Consider the following 20,617-nt stretch of genomic DNA (forward strand, 5'->3'; position numbering starts at 1 on the left):
TTCCCTACGGTTTTATTTTAATCCTTTTGCCAACTCATATACCAACCTTGGTCCCTGGTAAATCAAACCTGTATACACTTGGATTAATGAAGCACCTGCATCTAACTTTGCCTGCGCACTACTGCAATTATCGATGCCTCCGACTCCGATTAAAGTGACATCGTTACCTACGTGTTGTTTTAGCAAGCGCAAACATTGGGTAGATAATTCCCATAAAGGTTTTCCGCTTAGCCCTCCAGTTTCCTCGGCATAGGGTAATTGGGTCACTCCGATTCGGGAACAAGTCGTATTTGTCGCAATAATTCCTTCAATGCCATAAGTCAAAATCACTTCGGTCATTTGTTTTAATGTTTCTGGATCCTCATCTGGTGATACTTTAACCACCAAGGGAACGTGGCGCTGAAATTTATCGGATAAATTAATTTGCTCCGCCTGAATTCGCGATAATAAATTGGCAAAATACTCTTTCTGCTGTAATTGACGTAGATCGGGTGTATTCGGTGAAGAAATATTGATGGTTACATAAGAAGCATATTCATATACTTTTCTCAAACAATGAATGTAATCATCCGCGGCATGCTCTAACGAAGTATCTTTATTTTTACCAATATTAATGCCCAATATTCCTTTATAACGTGCTTTTTTTACATGGAGCACCAAAGCATCTACACCCTGGTTATTAAACCCCATACGATTAATAATCGCATCAGCTCGCGGTAACCGAAATAATCGTGGTTTAGGGTTACCTATTTGTGGTTTTGGTGTGACTGTTCCTAATTCGATAAAGGAAAAACCTAATTTAGCCAATGCATCCAAATGCTCTCCGTTTTTATCCAAACCTGCTGCCAAACCAACAACATGAGGAAATTGTAATCCTAAGGCTTCAGTAGGTTTAGGCTTCGCCTGTTTAAAACAAAACTTAGGGGCATAATGTAAAGCAGATAAACTAAAAATATGTGCCCGTTCAGGCTCCATACCAAAAAGTAAAGGACGTAACATTGAATACATACAAAAAAACCTTTTAACCTTGATGAAGCAAAATATTAGCCTGTGCTTACTAAAAAATTCCTGGGTTACGCTTTCTTCACCCAGGTTATAATTTTAAAGATCACATTTTTGCGCCCAAACACGCAGCATTGCGTTCTCAGACTGATGCAAATGATAATCTACTTCTCTAATTTCTACACCATATCCTTCTTTTTGTAATTCCAGCAAAACTGGACCTAAAAACTCAGAGGTCTTACCTTCCATGTCATTTAAGGGAAAAATTCTTACTTCTTTAGCCACTCGTGCTAACTCACGAATTACATTTACATGAAACTTGACCGTTTGATCCTCCAAATCGGCAAACAGATAATTCGCACTTAATGCAAAATCAAAAGAAAAATCAGAATAAGGTAAATGGTAATCTGCTGCACCATAATATCGACCCTCGGCCTTACCCTGTTCATAATCAGCAAAGAATTTTTTCATGCCATTGCGACGGTTTTCCAGTAATTGCTCTAAACCTCCAGTACGACTGAAATCAAATTGATCTTGTTCTCTGCGCACTTCATCTGCCATTTGTGCAAAAATCATAATCGCCTTAGACGATAATGTATCTTTGTCCAAAACGAACAAAGGATCACAACTTACGGCTTGATGCGCTTCCTGAAACTGTTGGGCGTTTACTGCACTGGGACCACATCCATATTCTAAAATCTTCGAATTCATATCCTCTTGAGACAGATCAAACATCTCACGATACTCATCAACACTATGTCCCCAGAGTACTAATTTACGCATGAATGACTCTCCTAAATAGATAACCTGAAACGCTGAAATTTTGACTCTAACTACCCGTCGGTAGTTTTCCTTGGCTTAAGATTAGGCGATTTTTTAAATCAGGTAAAGGAGCATTAAAAACATTCACCCGGAAAAGTATGAACATCAGGGGCAGAAAGTAACGAGCAACTGCAGTATTTTGAACAAAATTATCACATTAGGAAATGCTGTATAGATAGATCTATAGATAAGTCCTCTCTTAATTTGATAACACATCCGCGTAGAATGAAGGAATCAAGCAATAAATTATATTATTCTTGACAGTTTCCTCTTGCATTAGAATAATGGCAATAATCAATAAGATAAATCTCTTTGAGGAACGTTTTACAAGGTAGTAAAATGAAAATTCTAGTTACAGGTGGCGCGGGCTTTATTGGTTCTGCAGTGGTTCGATATCTTATTGAGAACACTAGGGATACCGTGATCAACGTTGATAAACTGACTTATGCTGGAAGTTTAGATTCGCTTAATCCCCTTATCAACAATCCACGCCATATTTTTCAACAAGTGGATATTTGTTCCCACGATCAAATAAATTATATATTTGCTACCTTTCAGCCAGATGCAGTCATGCATTTAGCGGCAGAAAGCCATGTCGATCGCTCTATTGATGGTCCGGCTGAGTTTATACAAACCAATATTATTGGTACTTATAACTTACTTGAAGCCGCACGCGTTTATTGGCAATCATTGCCAACAATACAACGCCAATCATTTCGTTTTCATCATATCTCTACTGATGAAATTTTTGGAGATCTTGAAAATAAAAACGAATTTTTTACTGAGACCACTCCCTATGCACCAAGCTCTCCATATTCAGCAAGTAAGGCAAGTTCCAATCATTTAGTCAGGGCATGGCATCGGACTTATGGGTTACCAACAATAATAACGAATTGCTCTAATAATTATGGCCCTTATCAATATCCTGAAAAATTGATTCCCGTTATAATTCTCAATGCCCTTGCTGGAAAAAATTTACCTATATATGGCAATGGAGCCCAAATTCGAGATTGGTTGTATGTCAATGATCACGTTAATGCTCTTTATATGGTTTTAAAAAAAGGGATAATAGGTTCTACCTATAATATTGGCGGGCATAATGAGAAACAAAATATTGAAGTAGTTCATACAGTATGTGATCTACTAGAAGAGTTAGTTCCGCAAAAACCACCTCATATTTCATTTTACAAAGAATTAATTACGTATGTTAAAGACCGCTCAGGTCATGATCTGCGCTATGCCATTGATACAACAAAAATTCAACGGGAATTAGGATGGAAACCCCTGGAAACTTTTGAAACAGGAATACGGAAGACAGTGGAGTGGTATTTAAATCATCAAAATTGGTGCCAAAGTGTCCTAAACAAAGTGCCACAATATAAACAATTAAGGGTTACTAAAAAGGAATTTGCAATATGAAAGGAATTGTGCTGGCTGGAGGTTCTGGTACTCGTCTTTACCCTATAACCCAAGGCATCTCAAAACAATTACTTCCTATTTATGATAAGCCCATGATTTATTATCCTTTATCAGTTCTGATGTTGGCGGGTATTCGTGAAGTTCTTGTAATAACTACTCCAGAAGATTGCCCGGCATATCAACGCATATTAGGAAATGGGGAACAATTTGGCATAAAATTACACTATGCGGTACAACCAAGTCCAGATGGCTTAGTCCAGGCCTTTATTATTGGTGAAGAGTTTATAGGGGAAGATAATGTGTGTTTGGTATTAGGTGACAATATATTTTATGGCCTTGGCTTTACAAAAAAATTACAAGAAATTGCTGCACGTCAGACAGGAGCTACTATTTTTGCTTATCCAGTAAAAGACCCTGAGCACTTTGGCGTTGTCTCTTTTGACGAGGAAATGAAAGCAATATCAATCGAAGAAAAGCCAACAAATCCTAAATCAAATTATGCTATAACTGGACTTTACTTTTATGATAATCAAGTGATAAACATTGCTAAACAAGTACGCCCATCTTATCGAGGTGAATTGGAAATATCTTGTATTAATCAGTTCTATCTTGAATGCGGGGATCTCCAAGTAGAACTACTTGGACGTGGATTTGCCTGGCTAGATACTGGCACCCCTGAAAGTCTTTTAGCTGCAAGTTCTTTTGTACAAACCATTGAACACCGTCAAGGATTGAAAATCGCTTGTTTAGAAGAAATTGCATATAAAAACAATTGGATAAGTGCAGAAATGCTTAAAGAAATTGGTCTTAAACTAAGTAAAAATAGTTATGGGAATTATTTACTTCAGCTAATGGAGCAAAAATAATAAAAGACAAATTTGGTGTGGGTAGTTAGGAGTACGTCTAAGTCATCTGCTTGCAGTAAAAATCTAAATAGGCTGCTGGCAAGTGATTCTTTATGAGATGTTATGTTCTATGAAATGCTCCACTACTTCCGGCAAATAATCCTTCCAACTCTGACATTGAATACTTAATATTTGTTCGATTTTTGTTGTATCTAAAACTGAATTTTTTGGCCTTACTGCTTTAGTTACATACTCTTCCGATTTTATGGGCTTTAAATGGACAAGCGCCAAGCTCATTCCCTTCTTCTTGGCAAGATCAATAAAAAAACGTGAAAATTCATACCAGTTAGTTACACCCGTTCCAGCATAATGGTAAACTCCCCACTCATTGAAAGTCGGCGTACTTATTTTCGCTACAATTGCTTGTAGTACTCTGGCGATATCTTGCGCTGCAGTTGGCCTACCCCATTGATCAGAAACAACGCTCAGCTCCTCTGTAGATGAGGCCAATTTTAAAATTGTTTTTACAAAATTAGCCCCATAAATCCCGAACACCCAACTTACTCGTAAAATAATATGCTCTTTGAGTAGTGATATAATGGCTTGCTCACCTGCTAACTTGGATTGAGCGTAAGCGCCTTGGGGACCGGTGCTATCTGTTTCGCAATAAGCACTTTTTTTAGTACCATCAAAAACATAATCCGTGGACAAATGAATTAAAGCTATTTTCTTTTGTGCACAATACAAGGCTAACTGCTGTACAAACTCTGCGTTAATCACATGAGCCAATATCACTTCATCTTCAGCTTTATCTACAGCCGTATATGCAGATGCATTAATAATCAGTTCAGGTTGAAGCGAAGAAAGAGTTGCGTTCACTTCACTGACATGAACGCAATCAAATTCACTTCTAGTCAATGTAAGTATTTGATGTTCTGTTGACATAAACAGACGAATAATTTCTGAACCAACTTGACCATTAGCCCCTATAACTAATATTCTCATTGAAATCTCGGCAAAAATTGGTGATCAACAGACTCTAAAAAACTTGCTTGGACATCTTTTGCAGAGAGCTGCACATCATCAGTCAGAGGCCAATCGATAGCTAATTTAGGATCTCGATAATTAATCGACAACTCACTTTCGGGATGATAAAAGTCCGTACATTTATAAAAAAAATCAGCTGTAGGGCTTAATACATAAAAGCCATGGGCAAAACCTTTGGGAATCCAAAGCTGGCGCTTATTTTGTCCAGAAAGAATTACCCCCACCCACAATCCAAAAGTAGGTGAGCCTAACCTGATATCAACAGCCACATCAAAGACTTCTCCAGCCAAAACAGAAACCAATTTTCCCTGTGTATGCTGATATTGGTAATGTAATCCTCGCAAAACCCCTTTACACGACCTCGATAAGTTATCCTGAACAAAAGTATCTCGTATGCCAAGTAATGCTGTATATCGTGCAGCTTGAAATGATTCATAAAAAAAACCACGCTCATCTCCATAAACACGAGGTTCAATAATTTTCACTTCAGATATTTTTGTATCTAATATATTCATTAATTATCGCTATGTTGCTGTATCGAAAAATTTACGTCTATTGATTTACTTTGTATTGGAGGCTTATGGCGATCTTTGTGGGAAACCATCACTTCTTACATTAAATTGAGCCATCAATTGCCCTGTTTTTTCCCAAAGCTTCATGATGTCTTGTTGATACCATCCAGGAAATATATTTTCGTTATTTTTTGCAAATTTATACAAGGTATCAAACATATAGCACAGCACACCGGGGGTCATCTCTAATCCCGAATGCTGCATTGAGATTCGTCGAAGTTCTTCTATGCGTTTAAACGACCCCAGAGAAGTTTTAGTCGCAGCATATTCTCGGCTTGCAGACAAAACAGCATCAACAGCTTGAGGCTCACCCAATGCTGAAAGCCGCATCCACAAATCAGAATCCATTCCATACTCTAATTCTGTATTAAGATAACCTATTTGTTCTAAACAATGACGGTTCATGAACGTTGAAGGCTGTAAAATATAGTTCAAACCCATAACTAATGCCTGACGGTCGAAAGTCAAACTATTTTTGGGAAAAAAATGAGCCAATACTTCCCCCGCTTCCGAAACTCGAAATCCATCCCCGAAAAAAAATGGAGCGTGTGGATTTATTTGATAAGCATTGATTACTTTTAAAAATGCGCCTGGAAAATAGTAATCATCGGAATTGATCCAGGCAACCAACTCTCCCGATGCTTTCATGAATCCTTTATTTATTGCATCGCTTTGCCCTTTATCTGGCTCACTTACCCAATAAGCAAAATGGGGCTCAAATTCATGAATAATTGATAGTGAATCATCATGGGATCCACCATCAATAACAATATATTCTAAGTTCGGATAATTTTGCGAGAGTACAGACTCGATACATTGCCGAAGAAAAGGGCCTTGGTTAAATGAGGGCGTCACAATAGAAATTTTTGGCAGATTATTCTCCTGCTTCATTTTTAATTCCCTTAGAAAATTGTATTCTAGTAAAAAGGTTATTCCATATGTTGATAACCTTAAGAGCAATTTTTATCAGCGGCAAGGAGAGCAAATTCTGTGCGTCGGTAAGCTGGGCTGTCAATGAGTGAACTTGGGCATCCACATTTGCTTTATACTCTTCATAAACTTTTACTTCGTTACGGGCTTCAATAAGCCATGTAGTCAATGATTGGATTTGAGCATCCGCATTTTTTTTATACTCTTCAAGGACTCCCACTTCTTGGCGAGCACTGTTGAGCCATGTGGTCAATGAGTGGATTTGGGCATCAGCATTTGTTTTATATTCTTCAAGAACTTTTACTTCTTGGCGGGCATCATTAAGCCATGTGGACAATGAGTTAATTTGGGCATCCGCATTTGTTTTATACTCTTGAAGAACCTCTACTTCTTGACGGGCATCATTAAGCCATGTGGTCAATAATTGAATGTGTTTCCCGCGTTCAGCACGATCAGCTTCTACTTCAGTTAATGAATTCTGGCACTTCAAAAAATCAGAACGAAGATCTAATAATGCTAAGGTCATTCTTCCACTTGCAGTTGCAAGAAGGCTCTTTTGAATCTCATCTTGAGAATGAGGATTTAAAGGTTGGCGACTAACAACCAGGAACATATCATAGTGAGCAAATATTGCCGGCTCAAATGCAATATAATTTGCTCCTAATTTAGAAAACAATCGCTGGATTGATGTTTCACTGAATAAATAAAGATGCTCATCATGTTTTAACTGTTGTAAAAAAGGCGATTTAGTAGCTTCCAAATCTTCATATACATCATTTTCTTGGAATTGAGGCGTTTGAATGATTAAGCACCCCCCAGGCTTAAGTAACTGAAGGCAATGCCGCATTGTTTGTTCCGGGTCAGGTAAATGCTCAAGCACATCCATTAATGCAATGACATCAAAACTTGCCGGCTCAAGGTTTGCTTGTTCAACAGGCCCTAGCAATATAGGAATATCAAAAACATGTTGACCAAATTCAATAACCCAAGGACTGAGTTCCAATCCACACGCTGTATAACCTGCTTGTTTCATCAACGCAACAAAGCTGCCGTGGCAACAACCTATTTCCAGCACTTTGGCAGGAGGACTTTGATATTTGAGTAAGGTCTCCATCCAATGTAAGTTTCTTTCAATTAAATCACCCCGGGAGCGAGTAAAGATATCTGCTTGTTCTAGATCTTGGGTCTGGTGATCAATCCAATATTTTTTTCCATAAAAATCTGTTTCATCATCCTTAACGAGTAACGCCTCATCATCAAGTCCGCTTTGAGAAACCAGAGTCTGGCATTCTGGACAGAATCCATAATCTGGTCCAAATTCATTTAATTTGTTTGTAGTCCCACACCAACATGTTCTCATTTCAATTCCTTTATTTTTGTGCAGTGCCTTTATTAGTATTCTTGCAAACTAATTGTCCTTGATGGTAAGCAAGGCGCTAGGGAAAGTTTCGATAAAAGGCGCCCTAATCAACCCATCCTGCAATTTGATATGCAAATACATTATGTCAAGAAAATTTTTTTAGAAGAAATACAGAACCACTACAATCTTGCCTATCTGTTTCTAGCTCTAGGAATGCTTCAATAATTTTTCTAAATGCGTCCGGAAATTTTGGATTTGTAGAAAGAAATGGATAAATAATATCCCCTATTTCCCCACCAGAATTTTCCCTTGTATGCCAGATATTATCAATAAATAAAAAAAGGCTACTATTGAATCGAGGTAAAATAGGCACATGCTCTTGAATGCTGAAACCATTGTTAGTAAATTTTTCTCTCCATGTGTTAACAGTAAACGGATTAACGACATGATGAAAATCAACAAACCTATCCCTTATGGAGCGAGCCGCATCAGAAAAACTTGCTTTTTCTAAGAAATCAGGTAATAAACACCATTCAATGAAACGATTAGTAACCACACTACACAATAAAGTACCTTCAGGTTTTAAACAGCGAAAGAGTTCGGCTAAAACATCATCTATATAATCCATATGTTCTAAAGAACAATTAGCAAAAACATGATCAAAGGTTTCATTTTCTTCGGGAATATGATGAGCGGCTGTTGTATGAACCTGCTTATAAACGCCACTATTTCTTGCTAATTCAGCCACTTCCTCATTAATATCAATGCCGACAACATGTGTAGCATGTGGCCAGAGAAGTCGGAAATAAGCACCATCTCCACACCCAATATCAAGTATACGCCCTGAAAGGTCATATTTCTGATAAGCTGCATATTCCCAGGAACGCCAATGGCTAAGAGAAGGAATGAATGGATATAAAATACTCACTTTATCATAACCACTAATGATTTCTTCCGGTGATAAAATTATCGTTTGCATCAATTTTCCTCCTTGTAGCAAAATTTTTTCATTAAACAGTAGATATCTGAACTTGTTGAGCTAACGATAATTTTTCATCGCATTCTGCAAAAGCAAACATAAATTTTCCAGGCAAATCAGCAATTCCATGGTGAGTTAATTGAGAGCCAACACGGTCGCCAGTACGCATCCCTATACTCAGAATGCCAACATCAGATAAATGGCAAATTCGAATAATCTGATTGAATAGCTCATCATGGTTTAAAAAAGACTTATCTTTATAGCTTTTAGAGTTGATGCTAGCCAAACCTATGTCAAAGCTGTATTCACCGGGTTGTAATTGTAAGGTGACCATTTGCTGACAACGAATCAGCGTTCCTGCTTTGAACTGTTCGGAAGAAACATCAACATCGTATTCTAAAGAACCCTTACCATGAACAATGATGCCCTTATCATTTCGAATGACAATGCCCCCTAGCGGGATAGGAATCGACTGTAATAAAAGAAATTCATAATAAAAAACTGCTACATCGCCTTGAGAAAATCGGGTACACGGATTACCCGAACTGTCGCATAGAACATAACGTGTGCATTTGGCATTATGATTGGTCACTTGATGTAGTCGTGACGCATCTAAAAATATGGAATTGTCATCCCAAATATCTGCTTTATTCGTATTGATCTTCTTTTGTGTGCGCTGCTCTGAACTAAGTTGATTTGTTGTAAATTGTTTTGTTTCTTTACCACTAGGTTGGTGCAATAAATAGTAGTGTTTTGTAGCGTCAATAGCACTACCAAGAAAAAATGGTAAACCATTTTCCAATAAAATTGCTCGTTCGCAGTGCTGTTCTATTTCATTCATAGAATGGGACACTAATAATATGACGGTACCGGATTCTTTCAATTTTTCTAAATGGGTATAACATTTTTGACGGAAAAATATATCGCCTACAGCGAGTGCTTCGTCAATAATAACGATATCCGCATTAACATGTGCTTGAACTGCAAAAGCAAGTCGCACAAACATTCCGCTCGAATAGGTTTTTACAGGTTGATTAATGAAGTCACCAATATCAGCAAACTCGACAATCTGCTCATATCGTTGCTGAATTTCTGTTTGATTGAGGCCTAATATATATCCATTAAGAAAAATATTCTCTTTGCCTGTAAATTCTGGATTAAAGCCACTACCTAACTCCAAGAGTGCCGCTAGCCGCCCCTTAGCGGTAACGCTTCCGCTTGTTGGGGTTAAAATTCCCGCAATAATTTGCAGTAATGTGCTTTTTCCGCTGCCATTACGGCCAATGATTCCAAAGGTCTCTCCTCTACGAACTTGAACCGATACATTTTGTAATGCCCAGAACTCACGGAAATAAATTGGCTTTTTATTTTTGGCAATTCCTAAAGATGCGCCTGTTTGGTATAGGCGTGGCATTATAACCTGCTTCAATCTGTCTTGAGGTTTTGAGTAAGACTCATAGCGTTTGCTAACGTTAACAACATCAATAACAATTTCAGAAGTCACGGGTATGTTCTCAATATATTTTGATATCTTATTATTTGAGGATCGTGACAATTATCTTTAATGGTTACAAAGTAATAAATCATTTAAAGTACATCCGCAAATCCTTTCTCCACTTTTAAAACCCAATACACCTCAGGTTTCAACCACTTTTTAAGATAATATAAAGTTCATTAAGAATCAATAAAATCAAAGGGTAATCATAATTAAGACTCACAGAAAGATTGACTTCTTAAATTCAATAAGAGACTCTATTGCGGCTTTACAAATAAACTGTGCAAAAAACAAGACAAAAGTTTTTAATGGGATGCTAAAATAGTTTAAGTAGGTGAGGTCTTTATGCGACGTGCTTTGATCACAGGGATTAATGGCCAAGATGGTTTTTTTCTCAAAGAGTTGTTGTTAAAGAAAGGGTACCAAGTATTTGGTTTTGCTCGTAAAACATCTCAGTCTAGTATCCGAGAGAGCTCAGAACCACTGGGCAATGTGCAGATGCTCTATGGGGATATCGCCAATGAAGCGGATATTTCTGCTGCAGTTGACCTTTCAAGACCCGATGAAATCTACCATCTCGCATCGCAATCACGCCCTGGCCAATCTTGGACACAAGTACATCAGACATTGAATGCGAATGGCATGGGAACGATTCATCTCTTAGAAGCTTTGCGTCGGTTATGCCCTGAATCACGATGCTACCATGCGTCATCTTCAGAAATGTTTGGACACACTACAATGTCCCCTCAAAATGAAGAAACGCCTTTTAATCCAAGCAATCCTTACGCTGCTTCTAAAGTATTTAGCCATCAGATGATGCGTATCTACCGCGAGAGCTATGGGTTATTTATTGTTAATGGTATTTTGTTCAATCACGAAAGCGAGCGTCGCCCCCTTCATTTTCTTACTCAAAAGATAGCTTATGGCGCGGCCTGTGCTAAGCTCGGCATTAATAACTCACCCGAGGTTAACGAAAGAGGTCTTGCACTTGTTTCGCAAGGTAAATTAGCACTAGGTAATTTAAATGTTGCACGTGACTGGGGTTATGCACCAGATTTTGTGCACGCGATGTGGCTCATGCTGCAACATGACAAACCCGAGGACTTTGTGATTGGTACAGGAAGGTTGCACACCCTGGCTGAAATTTGTGCTATCGCATACCAACATGTGGACAAAGACTGGCAAGAACATGTAATCAGTGATCCGGCCCTGATTCGCCCTTTAGAAACCTCACCGACTGTTGCGGATACTTCCAAAGCACGTCGACTTTTGAATTGGTGGCCATCGGTAAATTTTGAAGACATGATAAAAAAAATGGTTGATGTCCAAGTCACGCGGCTTTCAAGCGCGTTTATTTAAGACATTGCTTTTTTAATCACATTAGACCAATAGACAGATGCGTCTGAAATTTAATTTTTAATTTTAGGTTGTTTGGTGGTAAGGGAGACTTCTCCCTTGCCCCGACAGAGAATGAATTGGTTTTTAAATGAGGAAGTAGAATGTTATTTAATTCATTTGTTTTTATCCTTATGTATCTTCCTATTGTTTTCCTCGGTACGTTTTTTTGCCAAATATAATAATAGATTGGCTGAATTTTGGTTAGTGTTAGCTAATTTAGTATTTTATTCAATGTGGAATGTTAAATTTTTAACATTACTATTAATGTCAGTAATTTTTAACTATATGACAAGTTACTTAATTGCAAGAACTGTAATATATAAAAAAACGGCATTAATTTTGCCATTTCAATCGATATCATAATATTAATATATTACAAGTATGTTAATTTTTTATGAGTGTTTCCAATGGCTTTTTTGGAACTGATTTTACTGACTTAAACATCATTTTACCGATTGGAGTTTCTTTTTTACATTTACACAAATTGCTTTTTTAGTGGATGTATATAAAAGGATTACAAAAGAACATAATTTCATACATCACTTACTTTTATAACGTATTTTCCTCATCTAATCGCCGGTCCAATCTTACACCACAAACAAATGATGTCGCGGTTTGCAAACAATGTTTTTAAAAATAATACGCAAAATATTTCTGTCGGACTTACTTTTTTTGTATTTGGGCTAGCTAAAAAAATTGTTTTAGCAGACTCCTTTGCTGTTTATGCTAATACTGTATTTTCTGCCGCAAATAATAGCCAATCTTTAACCTTTGGAAACAGTTGGTGTGGTGTTTTAGCATATTCATTGCAGCTATTTTTTGATTTTTCAGGTATTCGGATATGGCCATTGGTTTATCGCTTTTATTTAATATCAGACTTCCTCTAAATTTTTATTCTCCCTATAAATCCACCAATATTATCGAATTTAGCGCAGATGGCATTTGACCTTATCTAAATTTCTAAGAGATTATTTATACATTCCCCTGGGCGGCGATCGTCGTGGTTTATCTAGACGGTATCTTAACCTGATGACAACTAGGCTATTGGGTGGTATGTGGCATGGTGCTGAGCGGACTTTTATTATTTGGGGTGAATTACATGGAATTTATTTAGTATCTAATCATTTTGTGTTTAACCTTAAAGCCTTATATTAGCTTCTGGAAATCTGGTCACATCACAAAGGGAGTTGCTATGTTTATTATCTTATTAGCTGTTATAGATAAAATAAAATACATTATCAACATCTCTCCTTCTTCCAGTTCTTTTAATCTAACCATGCCTTATGTACTTTTTTAATTAGGAACAGCAAAATACAACGAAAAATATCATCCCGAAAAAATTCAAAAGCGATTACTTGCATTTGACGACAAAAACATTCTTAAGGAATTTACCCTTTAAAATTGACAGCAACTGTAAATACTCGGAGAAAATATGAATTTTTTGAGGCTACCTTTTCCTTTGCTATTCGGTGCTCATTTATTTGTAGTGCATTGTTTTTACTATTTTATCCTAAAAAATTAAATAATCGCATTACCACTCCTTGGAGTAATTTTTAAATTAAAAATGGCATAAGCAGCAATTCTGGAATCAGCTTCACCTAAACGAGTTGCTTCCCCATTTGTCATAATGATAACTTTCGTTAACAATGCAGGAGGGATATCAAGTATTTTATCATAGACCGCCCTCTTTCCGTTTGTAGGATGGTCAATAATAATTTTATGCTTAATACCCTTTCCTTTCAAATAAACAATTAATTGTTGTGCACCATGAAGATCGTACTCAAAATATAATCTTGTATTTTTCATATCTAAAAATATATCCAGAGGATTTAATTGGAAGATAATTTTATCCTTAACCCAATACCACCAATTTTCCTCACTCTTTTCCTGAGGATATGCATTAAGAACGTTAATAATTTTTAGCTCGGCTATAGGGGGTATGGAATGAGGCTGAACCTCGGAATTTAATCGTTCCAACAAAGTATCTACAAACCCATACCCGAAATGATTAATATTGTAATCCACCATTTGTAATACAATTAAATCGCTCTTCATCACATCGTATAAGATATCCCCCTGGATCTGTTTTGCGGTCAATGATGGAAAATCGTTAAAAGAGAAAGTGATGCGTTCAGGTTTATGAACTGTTCGGGTTTGGAAGTAACGTGAGGAAACTAAGTCTTTATAAGCGTTCGAACGATCCAGTGCATATATAATCTGATCCATAAAACTATCGCCTACAAGAAGGATTTTAGGTTGGTAATTAGCAGAAAATCGTGCTGTTGGTTGAGGGTATGGGCTGGGTTTTGCTAAATTGACACTGGAAAATGCATTCAACAGCCATATGCCATCCAAATCAACCAGTTCTGGATTTTTGTAAATTGGTTCGCCGCATTCAAGCTTAGGAATATCTATTAATGTCTTCTTGGCATTAGAAAATAGCTGCTCAGCAACCATGCATCCTGCATAATAGTTCCAATGAAACCCTGTATTAGCATGGGTTTCAATAGCCTTTTTATGATAAAGTTTACGCAAAAACGGTCCAGAATCAACGACATTCACTCCTTGCTTTTTCAACGCATGACCAAGACTCGCTATTTTTCGAAATAGATTTTTATCGGTAGAAACCAATAACTTTTTGCCTAGCCCTTGGGGATGGACATAAGCTTTGGAGCTACTAATCACAACAACAAAATGTTTACCATTAGCTGCAAGCAATTGCTGAAGTACCTGAAGTTTTTTGGCAAATTCATCATAAGACCTTATTAAATTCTTGCGATTAGTATATTCATAATTTAATTGGTCAATCGACATTTTGCTGTATAGGCCATGCTCTTTGGTCGAATAAAGATTTAGGCGCGGCATCTCTGAAAAAAGACGAAAAGATAACTCATTAAAACCGCGAATGAGAGTGGTCCTAAATCCTAATTTTTCATTAAACAGGTTTTCCCAATATTTTTGCCATTTTCTATTAAACCAATTCCCTGCTAAACCATGGGGTTTATCCAAATTTTTTTCCACATAACCATACAACGGTTTTTCATAGAATACATGAAAAGCTGATTGAAGGAGAGGCAGACACAACAACAATACGATGATAATTGAAAATATTCGGGTAAATACCTTTTCTTTGCTCTTCATGATCTAAAACCTGAAATAAAGAAAAGGAGTATAATCTGAACTAAACATCCCCATAGTTGCCAATACTAACAAAACCAAAGTCGCAGCAAATAGAAATGATTGCTCTCTAATACCTTGTAACACCATAGTATCGCTCCAAGCACTATGCCACCATGTTGGTAAACGTAATGTAGTTCCAGGAACTTTAAAAAATGCGATAATGGAACCAAGAAATAATAAAAATAGATCACGATTACCAATTAATAAACCCCAAGGGTGAGGATTAAATTTCAACGAAGTAATGCCCAACATCACCTTTATAAAACCAAGGGCATATGTCAATGTAGGAGCTCTAAAAAGTACCCAGCCAAATAAAACAATGGCCATGGTCATAATAAAGCGTAGTAAATCAGGAAAATAAGCCTTTAGATTGGGATAGAGCTCGGAACAATATTTTTCCAAGCAAAGGAAAAAACCATAATAGGCCCCCCATGTTATAAAAGTCCAATTCGCACCGTGCCAGAGACCAGAAATTAGAAAAACAATCCATAGATTAATAAAGGCTCTAAATTTAGAGGTTCGATTTCCCCCAAGAGGAATGTACAAATACAAACGCATCCAGCTAGATAAACTTATATGCCATCGTCGCCAAAATTCACTAATACTTTTTGATAAATAAGGTTGATTAAAATTTTCGGGAAAACGAAAACCCATCATAGCACCTAAACCAATAGCCATATCAGAGTACCCAGAAAAATCAAAATAAATTTGCAGCATATAAGAAAATGCTCCTCCCCATGCCACACCTAAAGACAATTCATGCATAGGGAGAGAAAAAACACGATCAGCAACGAAGCCTAACTGATCAGCAATTAATATTTTTTTTGAAAATCCGACACAAAAACGAAAAAATCCTACTAAAAACAATGAACTATGATATGTTCTTTTTTGAATTTGGTTACCAATATCATGATATCTGATAATTGGCCCTGCAATCAGTTGAGGGAATAAAAAAATATACAGCGCACAATCGTAAAAATTTCTCGGAGGTGTAGCCCTACCCTTGTAACTATCTACCAAATAACTGATCTTATGGAAGGTGATAAAAGAAATTCCTAATAATAAAGGCCCTGTGCCTTGAGGCAGATCGCCATGGTATAATTTCAATGGATACAAAATATCATTGAGTATAAATGCAGTATATTTGAATACAATCAATAGGCTTACATTAAGAACGATACCCAAACATAGAAGTATTTTTTTTCTCGCCAATGATAGAGATGATGCTTCAGATATCGCTTTTGATATAATATAATCAAAATAAACAAAAGCCAGCAAAAAAAGCACATACACAGGTTCCCCCCAAGAAAAAAAGGCAATACTTCCCATCAGGGCAAATAAGTTGCGCCATTCACCGTGAGCTGGACATAGATAATATAGGGAGATAAAAATCGGTAGAAAGAAAAATAAAAATATTGGGGTGGTAAACAACATGATAACATCCCTTTAATAGTCAATAAAATGATGTAAAATAAGCTTTCCACCTGCGAGCCGCATATACTGTGACTAATATTTTTTTCTAGCAAGCGCTTTCAAAAGGCAACAAGTACATGGGGATCACTCCTTATTTCCACCGAATCAACACAAGTTTCTTCCAACGCAATATCTCGCTCTTAGTGCAATATATAAAAAAGATTTTAAAGAAAGACAAATAGTAAAAAAACTTCCTGGCTTTTTTGTCTTGGATGACATAGTTTCCCTTATTTTGACTCGAATTGTGCAACGAGTTAAGTTTATTTAAGTCCCTCTAACTTATGGTTGCAAATTCTAATGTACTTGATTCTTTTGTGCAATTTAAAATTTTTAAAAAAGAAACGTCCCTTGATCCATCGACAATTTAGTAAAATTAAATTACATTAACGAGCAGGCTAAATGTACCATTTAGTAAAAAACAAAGGCATGTAATCAAAATACAGGGGAAGTTTTATGCAGTTAATACCGATAATTCTTTGTGGTGGTGCGGGTTCGCGCCTTTGGCCAGTCTCTCGAGAATTACATCCAAAACCTTTTATCCGAATACATGATGGACAGAGCTTATTACAAAAAGCGTTTTTACGTGCATCCCTCTTACCCGAAGTAAAAGAGGTAATGACAGTAACCCATCGTGAGTTATTTTTTAAAATTGAAGACGAATATCGGGCGATTAATAAAAATGCCGTTTCAACTTCTTTTATTTTAGAACCTTTTGGTCGGAACACAGCGGCCGCCATTGCTATTGCAGCTCTGCAAATTAACAAAATATACGGTGAAAATATTTTGATGCTGGTATTGGCAGCAGATCATTTAATTCATGATCAAGATGCTTTTCAAAACGCGGTAGCACAAGCCAGTGAATTGGCAATGCAAGGTCAATTAGTCACTTTTGGAATTCAACCCGATGCACCGAGTACTGCTTATGGTTATATCGAAGCAGAAGGTTCACAAGTACTCCGTTTCATTGAAAAACCTTCATTCGAGAAAGCGCAAACTTATTTGGAAACGAATCGTTTCCTGTGGAATTCCGGCATGTTTCTTTTTACTGTGGAGAGCGTGCTCCAGTTAATGGAAAAATATTGCCCTACTATTTTATCTTCAGCCAAACATTGCATTGATCAATCCAGTCATGCTGAAGGAAAAGGATTTAGCCAACTTGAACTGGATGCAGCAAGTTTTAATTTAGTACCGGACATTTCAATTGACTATGCTTTGATGGAAAAATCGTCAGAAATCTCTGTAGTTCCCTGTGATATCAACTGGACAGATGTAGGTTCATGGGCCACATTAGGTGATCTGGTTGAAGCAGATAATCAAGGGAACCGAATTGAAGGTGAAGCTTTTTTGCATGATGTTGCTAACTGTTATATTCAAAGTGATGAGCGCCTTGTAGGTGCGGTTGGAGTTGAAAACCTCATTATCATTGATACACCCGATGCATTGTTGGTGGCTGATAAATCCCGCGCACAGGATGTCAAACACATTTATACACAACTCAAAATGCAAGGACATGAAGCACATAAGTTGCATCGTACTGTTCATCGCCCATGGGGTACTTACACGGTGTTGGAAGAAAGCCATCGTTTCAAAATTAAACGTATTGAAGTCAAACCAGGAGCGAGTCTAAGCCTGCAAATGCATCATCACCGCAACGAACATTGGGTAGTGGTAAGTGGTATGGCCAAGGTAATAAATGGTGAGGAGACTTTTTTTGTCAATACCAACGAATCTACTTACATTCCAGCAGGTCATCAACATCGTTTAGAAAATCCAGGTGTGATTGATTTAGTAATGATTGAAATACAAAGCGGTGAATATCTAGGGGAAGATGATATTGTTCGCTTTCAAGATAATTATGGACGTGCTTAAAATTACAAAAGGCAATGGAATATAACTTACTTTAAGAAAAGTATTTCGTAAGGGAAAAAATGAAAAAAGCATTAATTACTGGAATTACAGGACAAGATGGAACCTACTTGGCAGAGCTTTTACTTCATAAAGGCTACGAAGTTCATGGAATAAAACGTCGCTCCTCTTTATTCAATACCGATAGGATTGATCATCTCTACCAAGATGTTCATCTAGAGAATCGAAGATTTATTTTGCATCATGGGGATCTCACCGATTCTACGAATTTGATTCGCATTATTCAGGAGATTCAGCCAGATGAAATTTATAATCTTGCTGCAATGAGTCATGTTGCGGTCAGTTTTGAAACACCAGAATACACAGCTAATGCGGATGGTATTGGCACATTAAGAATCCTAGAGGCCATTCGTTTGCTTAAACTGAATGACAAAACTCGTTTCTATCAAGCATCTACATCAGAACTTTATGGTTTGGTGCAAGAAGTGCCACAAAAAGAAAGCACCCCCTTTTATCCGCGCAGCCCCTATGCTGTTGCCAAACTTTATGCTTATTGGATCACTGTTAATTACCGGGAAGCCTACGGTATCTATGCGTGCAATGGAATTTTATTTAATCATGAAAGTCCAATCCGCGGCGAAACTTTTGTAACTCGCAAAATTACACGGGCTCTGGCAAGAATTAAGCTGGGTTTACAAAAATGTCTCTATTTAGGAAATTTAGATGCCATGCGGGATTGGGGACATGCACGGGATTATGTGGAAATGCAATGGCTCATGCTGCAGCAAGAACAACCGGAAGATTTCGTAATTGCTACGGGCCAACAATTTAGTGTCAGAGAGTTTGTAGAGGCAGCCGCACAAGTAGTCAATATTAACATTACTTGGCACGGTGAAAATGATAAAGAAATTGGTTGTGACGAAAATGGTAACAAGATTATATGCGTTGATCCGCGTTATTTCCGTCCTTCAGAAGTAGATAATTTGTTAGGCGATGCTACTAAAGCAAGAGAAAAATTAGGTTGGATCCCCAAAACCAGCTTCCAATCATTAGTCTCTGAAATGATGCTCGAAGATCTCAAAATAGCGCAACGCGATGAGTTAGTAAAACAACATGGATTTGCAGCCTATGATTATCACGAATAAAGATGCGACGATAAATACTTCATCAAAAATTTATGTTGCTGGTCACCACGGTATGGTGGGTTCAGCTATAGTTCGACAATTGCAAGAAAAAGGATATAAGAATTTACTGCTTCGTAGCCGTGCTGAATTGGATCTTACGAATCAAGCAGATGTCATGTCATTCTTTAAGAAAGAAAAGCCAGATTATGTTTTTTTAGCAGCTGCAAAAGTCGGTGGAATTCATGCCAATAATTATTATCGTGCTGAATTTATTTATCAAAATTTAATGATACAAACCAACGTAATTCATGCTGCTTGGCGAACTGGTATTCAGCGATTATTGTTTTTGGGCTCCAGTTGCATTTACCCACGAGACTGCCCTCAGCCGATATGTGAAGACTATTTATTAACTGGTTCTTTAGAACAAACAAATGAACCTTATGCCATAGCTAAAATTGCCGGAATAAAGCTCTGCGAAAGTTATAACCGTCAGTATGGGACGCATTATGTATGTACCATGCCAACGAACCTCTATGGTCCCAATGATAATTATGATTTGCATAATAGCCACGTGTTACCCGCCTTAATCCGCAAAACACATGAAGCAAAATTGCGAAATGATGCACATCTTTTTATTTGGGGTACAGGTAGGCCTAAACGAGAATTCCTTTATGTAGATGATATGGCGGATGCTTGTGTTTTTCTTATGGAGCATCCTGCTGCTCAGGGTATCTTTAATATTGGTAGTGGGATGGATGTGAGTATACACATGTTGGCTGAACTCATCATGGATGTGATCGGATTTACTGGAACTATCGCATTTGATCCGGAGAAACCTGATGGCACACCACGGAAACTATTAAATATTGATCGCATGAAAGAGCTTGGCTGGGTGGCGCAGACTCCTTTACGAGAAGGAATTGTAAAAACGTACCAGGATTTTTTGAGTAATGAAAAGTATCACACATGTCACAACACAATTCCCGCGTAAATTTTTAGATAGTAGTCTCTGTTATATTTCTACTATCTTGGTCAAACTATACTAATTTTCTGCCTTCCGATGCTCACATACTGGTGTATGCCCCGCTTCGGGGCCCAGGCTATT

Annotated in this window: 18 protein-coding genes; 8 read left to right on the plus strand and 10 right to left on the minus strand. The window is 37.3% G+C overall.

Translation table 11 applies throughout. The features are described from left to right. Positions 1-12 precede the first annotated feature (12 nt). Both Lpar_RS15055 and Lpar_RS15060 read right to left on the minus strand, forming a co-directional pair. Positions 13-1,008, minus strand: coding sequence for a quinone-dependent dihydroorotate dehydrogenase (locus tag Lpar_RS15055; protein ID WP_058518692.1), 996 nt, complete (start codon positions 1,006-1,008; stop codon positions 13-15). 93 nt (positions 1,009-1,101) lie between these two features. Beyond that, positions 1,102-1,785, minus strand: a complete 684-nt coding sequence (locus Lpar_RS15060) for a hypothetical protein (protein WP_058518693.1) — start codon at positions 1,783-1,785, stop codon at positions 1,102-1,104. A 378-nt stretch (positions 1,786-2,163) separates the two neighbouring features. Between Lpar_RS15060 and rfbB the strand changes: the two genes are divergently transcribed. After that, positions 2,164-3,243, plus strand: a complete 1,080-nt coding sequence (rfbB, locus tag Lpar_RS15065; RefSeq protein WP_058518694.1) for a dTDP-glucose 4,6-dehydratase — start codon at positions 2,164-2,166, stop codon at positions 3,241-3,243. Next, positions 3,240-4,109 carry a glucose-1-phosphate thymidylyltransferase RfbA gene (gene rfbA, locus Lpar_RS15070; RefSeq protein ID WP_058518695.1) on the plus strand — a complete coding sequence of 290 codons (870 nt, stop codon included), beginning with the start codon at positions 3,240-3,242 and terminating at the stop codon, positions 4,107-4,109. The genes rfbB and rfbA overlap by 4 nt, the downstream gene beginning before the upstream one ends. Positions 4,110-4,199: 90 nt before the next feature. Here rfbA and rfbD read toward each other — a convergent pair whose 3' ends face one another. From rfbD to Lpar_RS15100, 6 genes are all read right to left on the minus strand, one after another. Further along, positions 4,200-5,093: a dTDP-4-dehydrorhamnose reductase gene (rfbD, locus tag Lpar_RS15075; protein ID WP_058518696.1), complete on the minus strand. Its 894-nt coding sequence runs from the start codon at positions 5,091-5,093 to the stop codon at positions 4,200-4,202. After that, the gene (gene rfbC, locus Lpar_RS15080; protein ID WP_058518697.1) at positions 5,090-5,650 is read right to left on the minus strand and encodes a dTDP-4-dehydrorhamnose 3,5-epimerase; all 561 of its coding nucleotides are present in this window, start codon (positions 5,648-5,650) and stop codon (positions 5,090-5,092) included. Before rfbC ends, rfbD begins: the two co-directional genes overlap by 4 nt. 63 nt (positions 5,651-5,713) lie before the next feature. Beyond that, the gene (locus Lpar_RS19450; protein ID WP_058518698.1) at positions 5,714-6,598 is read right to left on the minus strand and encodes a glycosyltransferase family 2 protein; all 885 of its coding nucleotides are present in this window, start codon (positions 6,596-6,598) and stop codon (positions 5,714-5,716) included. Next, positions 6,582-7,997 (minus strand): class I SAM-dependent methyltransferase, encoded by a 1,416-nt coding sequence (locus Lpar_RS15090; protein ID WP_058518699.1) that lies wholly within the window; start codon positions 7,995-7,997, stop codon positions 6,582-6,584. The genes Lpar_RS19450 and Lpar_RS15090 overlap by 17 nt, the downstream gene beginning before the upstream one ends. A gap of 145 nt (positions 7,998-8,142) precedes the next feature. Next, on the minus strand, positions 8,143-8,976 hold the full coding sequence (locus Lpar_RS15095; protein ID WP_058518700.1) for a class I SAM-dependent methyltransferase: 834 nt from the start codon (positions 8,974-8,976) through the stop codon (positions 8,143-8,145). A 31-nt stretch (positions 8,977-9,007) separates the two neighbouring features. After that, positions 9,008-10,480: an ABC transporter ATP-binding protein gene (locus tag Lpar_RS15100; RefSeq protein WP_065236081.1), complete on the minus strand. Its 1,473-nt coding sequence runs from the start codon at positions 10,478-10,480 to the stop codon at positions 9,008-9,010. Positions 10,481-10,816: 336 nt separating this feature from the next. On the opposite strand from Lpar_RS15100, the gene Lpar_RS15105 reads away from it, so the two are divergent. The 3 genes from Lpar_RS15105 to Lpar_RS19710 all read left to right on the plus strand — a co-directional run bounded on the left by Lpar_RS15105 (position 10,817) and on the right by Lpar_RS19710 (position 13,024). Beyond that, positions 10,817-11,830: a GDP-mannose 4,6-dehydratase gene (locus Lpar_RS15105; protein WP_058518701.1), complete on the plus strand. Its 1,014-nt coding sequence runs from the start codon at positions 10,817-10,819 to the stop codon at positions 11,828-11,830. Between the two features lie 590 nt (positions 11,831-12,420). Then, on the plus strand, positions 12,421-12,756 hold the full coding sequence (locus Lpar_RS19705) for an MBOAT family O-acyltransferase (RefSeq protein ID WP_082650399.1): 336 nt from the start codon (positions 12,421-12,423) through the stop codon (positions 12,754-12,756). Positions 12,757-12,811: 55 nt separating this feature from the next. Continuing rightward, complete coding sequence (locus Lpar_RS19710) at positions 12,812-13,024, plus strand: MBOAT family O-acyltransferase (protein WP_082650400.1); 213 nt, start codon at positions 12,812-12,814, stop codon at positions 13,022-13,024. A 363-nt stretch (positions 13,025-13,387) separates the two neighbouring features. Here Lpar_RS19710 and Lpar_RS15120 read toward each other — a convergent pair whose 3' ends face one another. Beyond that, complete coding sequence (locus tag Lpar_RS15120) at positions 13,388-15,010, minus strand: alginate O-acetyltransferase AlgX-related protein (protein WP_058518704.1); 1,623 nt, start codon at positions 15,008-15,010, stop codon at positions 13,388-13,390. A gap of 3 nt (positions 15,011-15,013) precedes the next feature. Further along, complete coding sequence (locus tag Lpar_RS15125; RefSeq protein ID WP_058518705.1) at positions 15,014-16,483, minus strand: MBOAT family O-acyltransferase; 1,470 nt, start codon at positions 16,481-16,483, stop codon at positions 15,014-15,016. Between the two features lie 492 nt (positions 16,484-16,975). Between Lpar_RS15125 and Lpar_RS15130 the strand changes: the two genes are divergently transcribed. From Lpar_RS15130 to fcl, 3 genes are read left to right on the plus strand one after another with little or no spacing between them, the layout of a single operon-like run. Beyond that, on the plus strand, positions 16,976-18,391 hold the full coding sequence (locus tag Lpar_RS15130) for a mannose-1-phosphate guanylyltransferase/mannose-6-phosphate isomerase (protein ID WP_058518706.1): 1,416 nt from the start codon (positions 16,976-16,978) through the stop codon (positions 18,389-18,391). A 59-nt stretch (positions 18,392-18,450) separates the two neighbouring features. Next, a complete protein-coding gene (gmd, locus tag Lpar_RS15135; RefSeq protein ID WP_058518707.1) occupies positions 18,451-19,533 on the plus strand; it encodes a GDP-mannose 4,6-dehydratase in 1,083 nt (360 codons plus the stop codon). Further along, positions 19,517-20,503, plus strand: a complete 987-nt coding sequence (gene fcl / locus Lpar_RS15140; protein ID WP_165482422.1) for a GDP-L-fucose synthase — start codon at positions 19,517-19,519, stop codon at positions 20,501-20,503. Before gmd ends, fcl begins: the two co-directional genes overlap by 17 nt. Positions 20,504-20,617: the final 114 nt, after the last annotated feature.

It is taken from the genome of Legionella parisiensis (assembly GCF_001467945.1).
In the GTDB taxonomy this organism is placed as follows: domain Bacteria; phylum Pseudomonadota; class Gammaproteobacteria; order Legionellales; family Legionellaceae; genus Legionella; species Legionella parisiensis.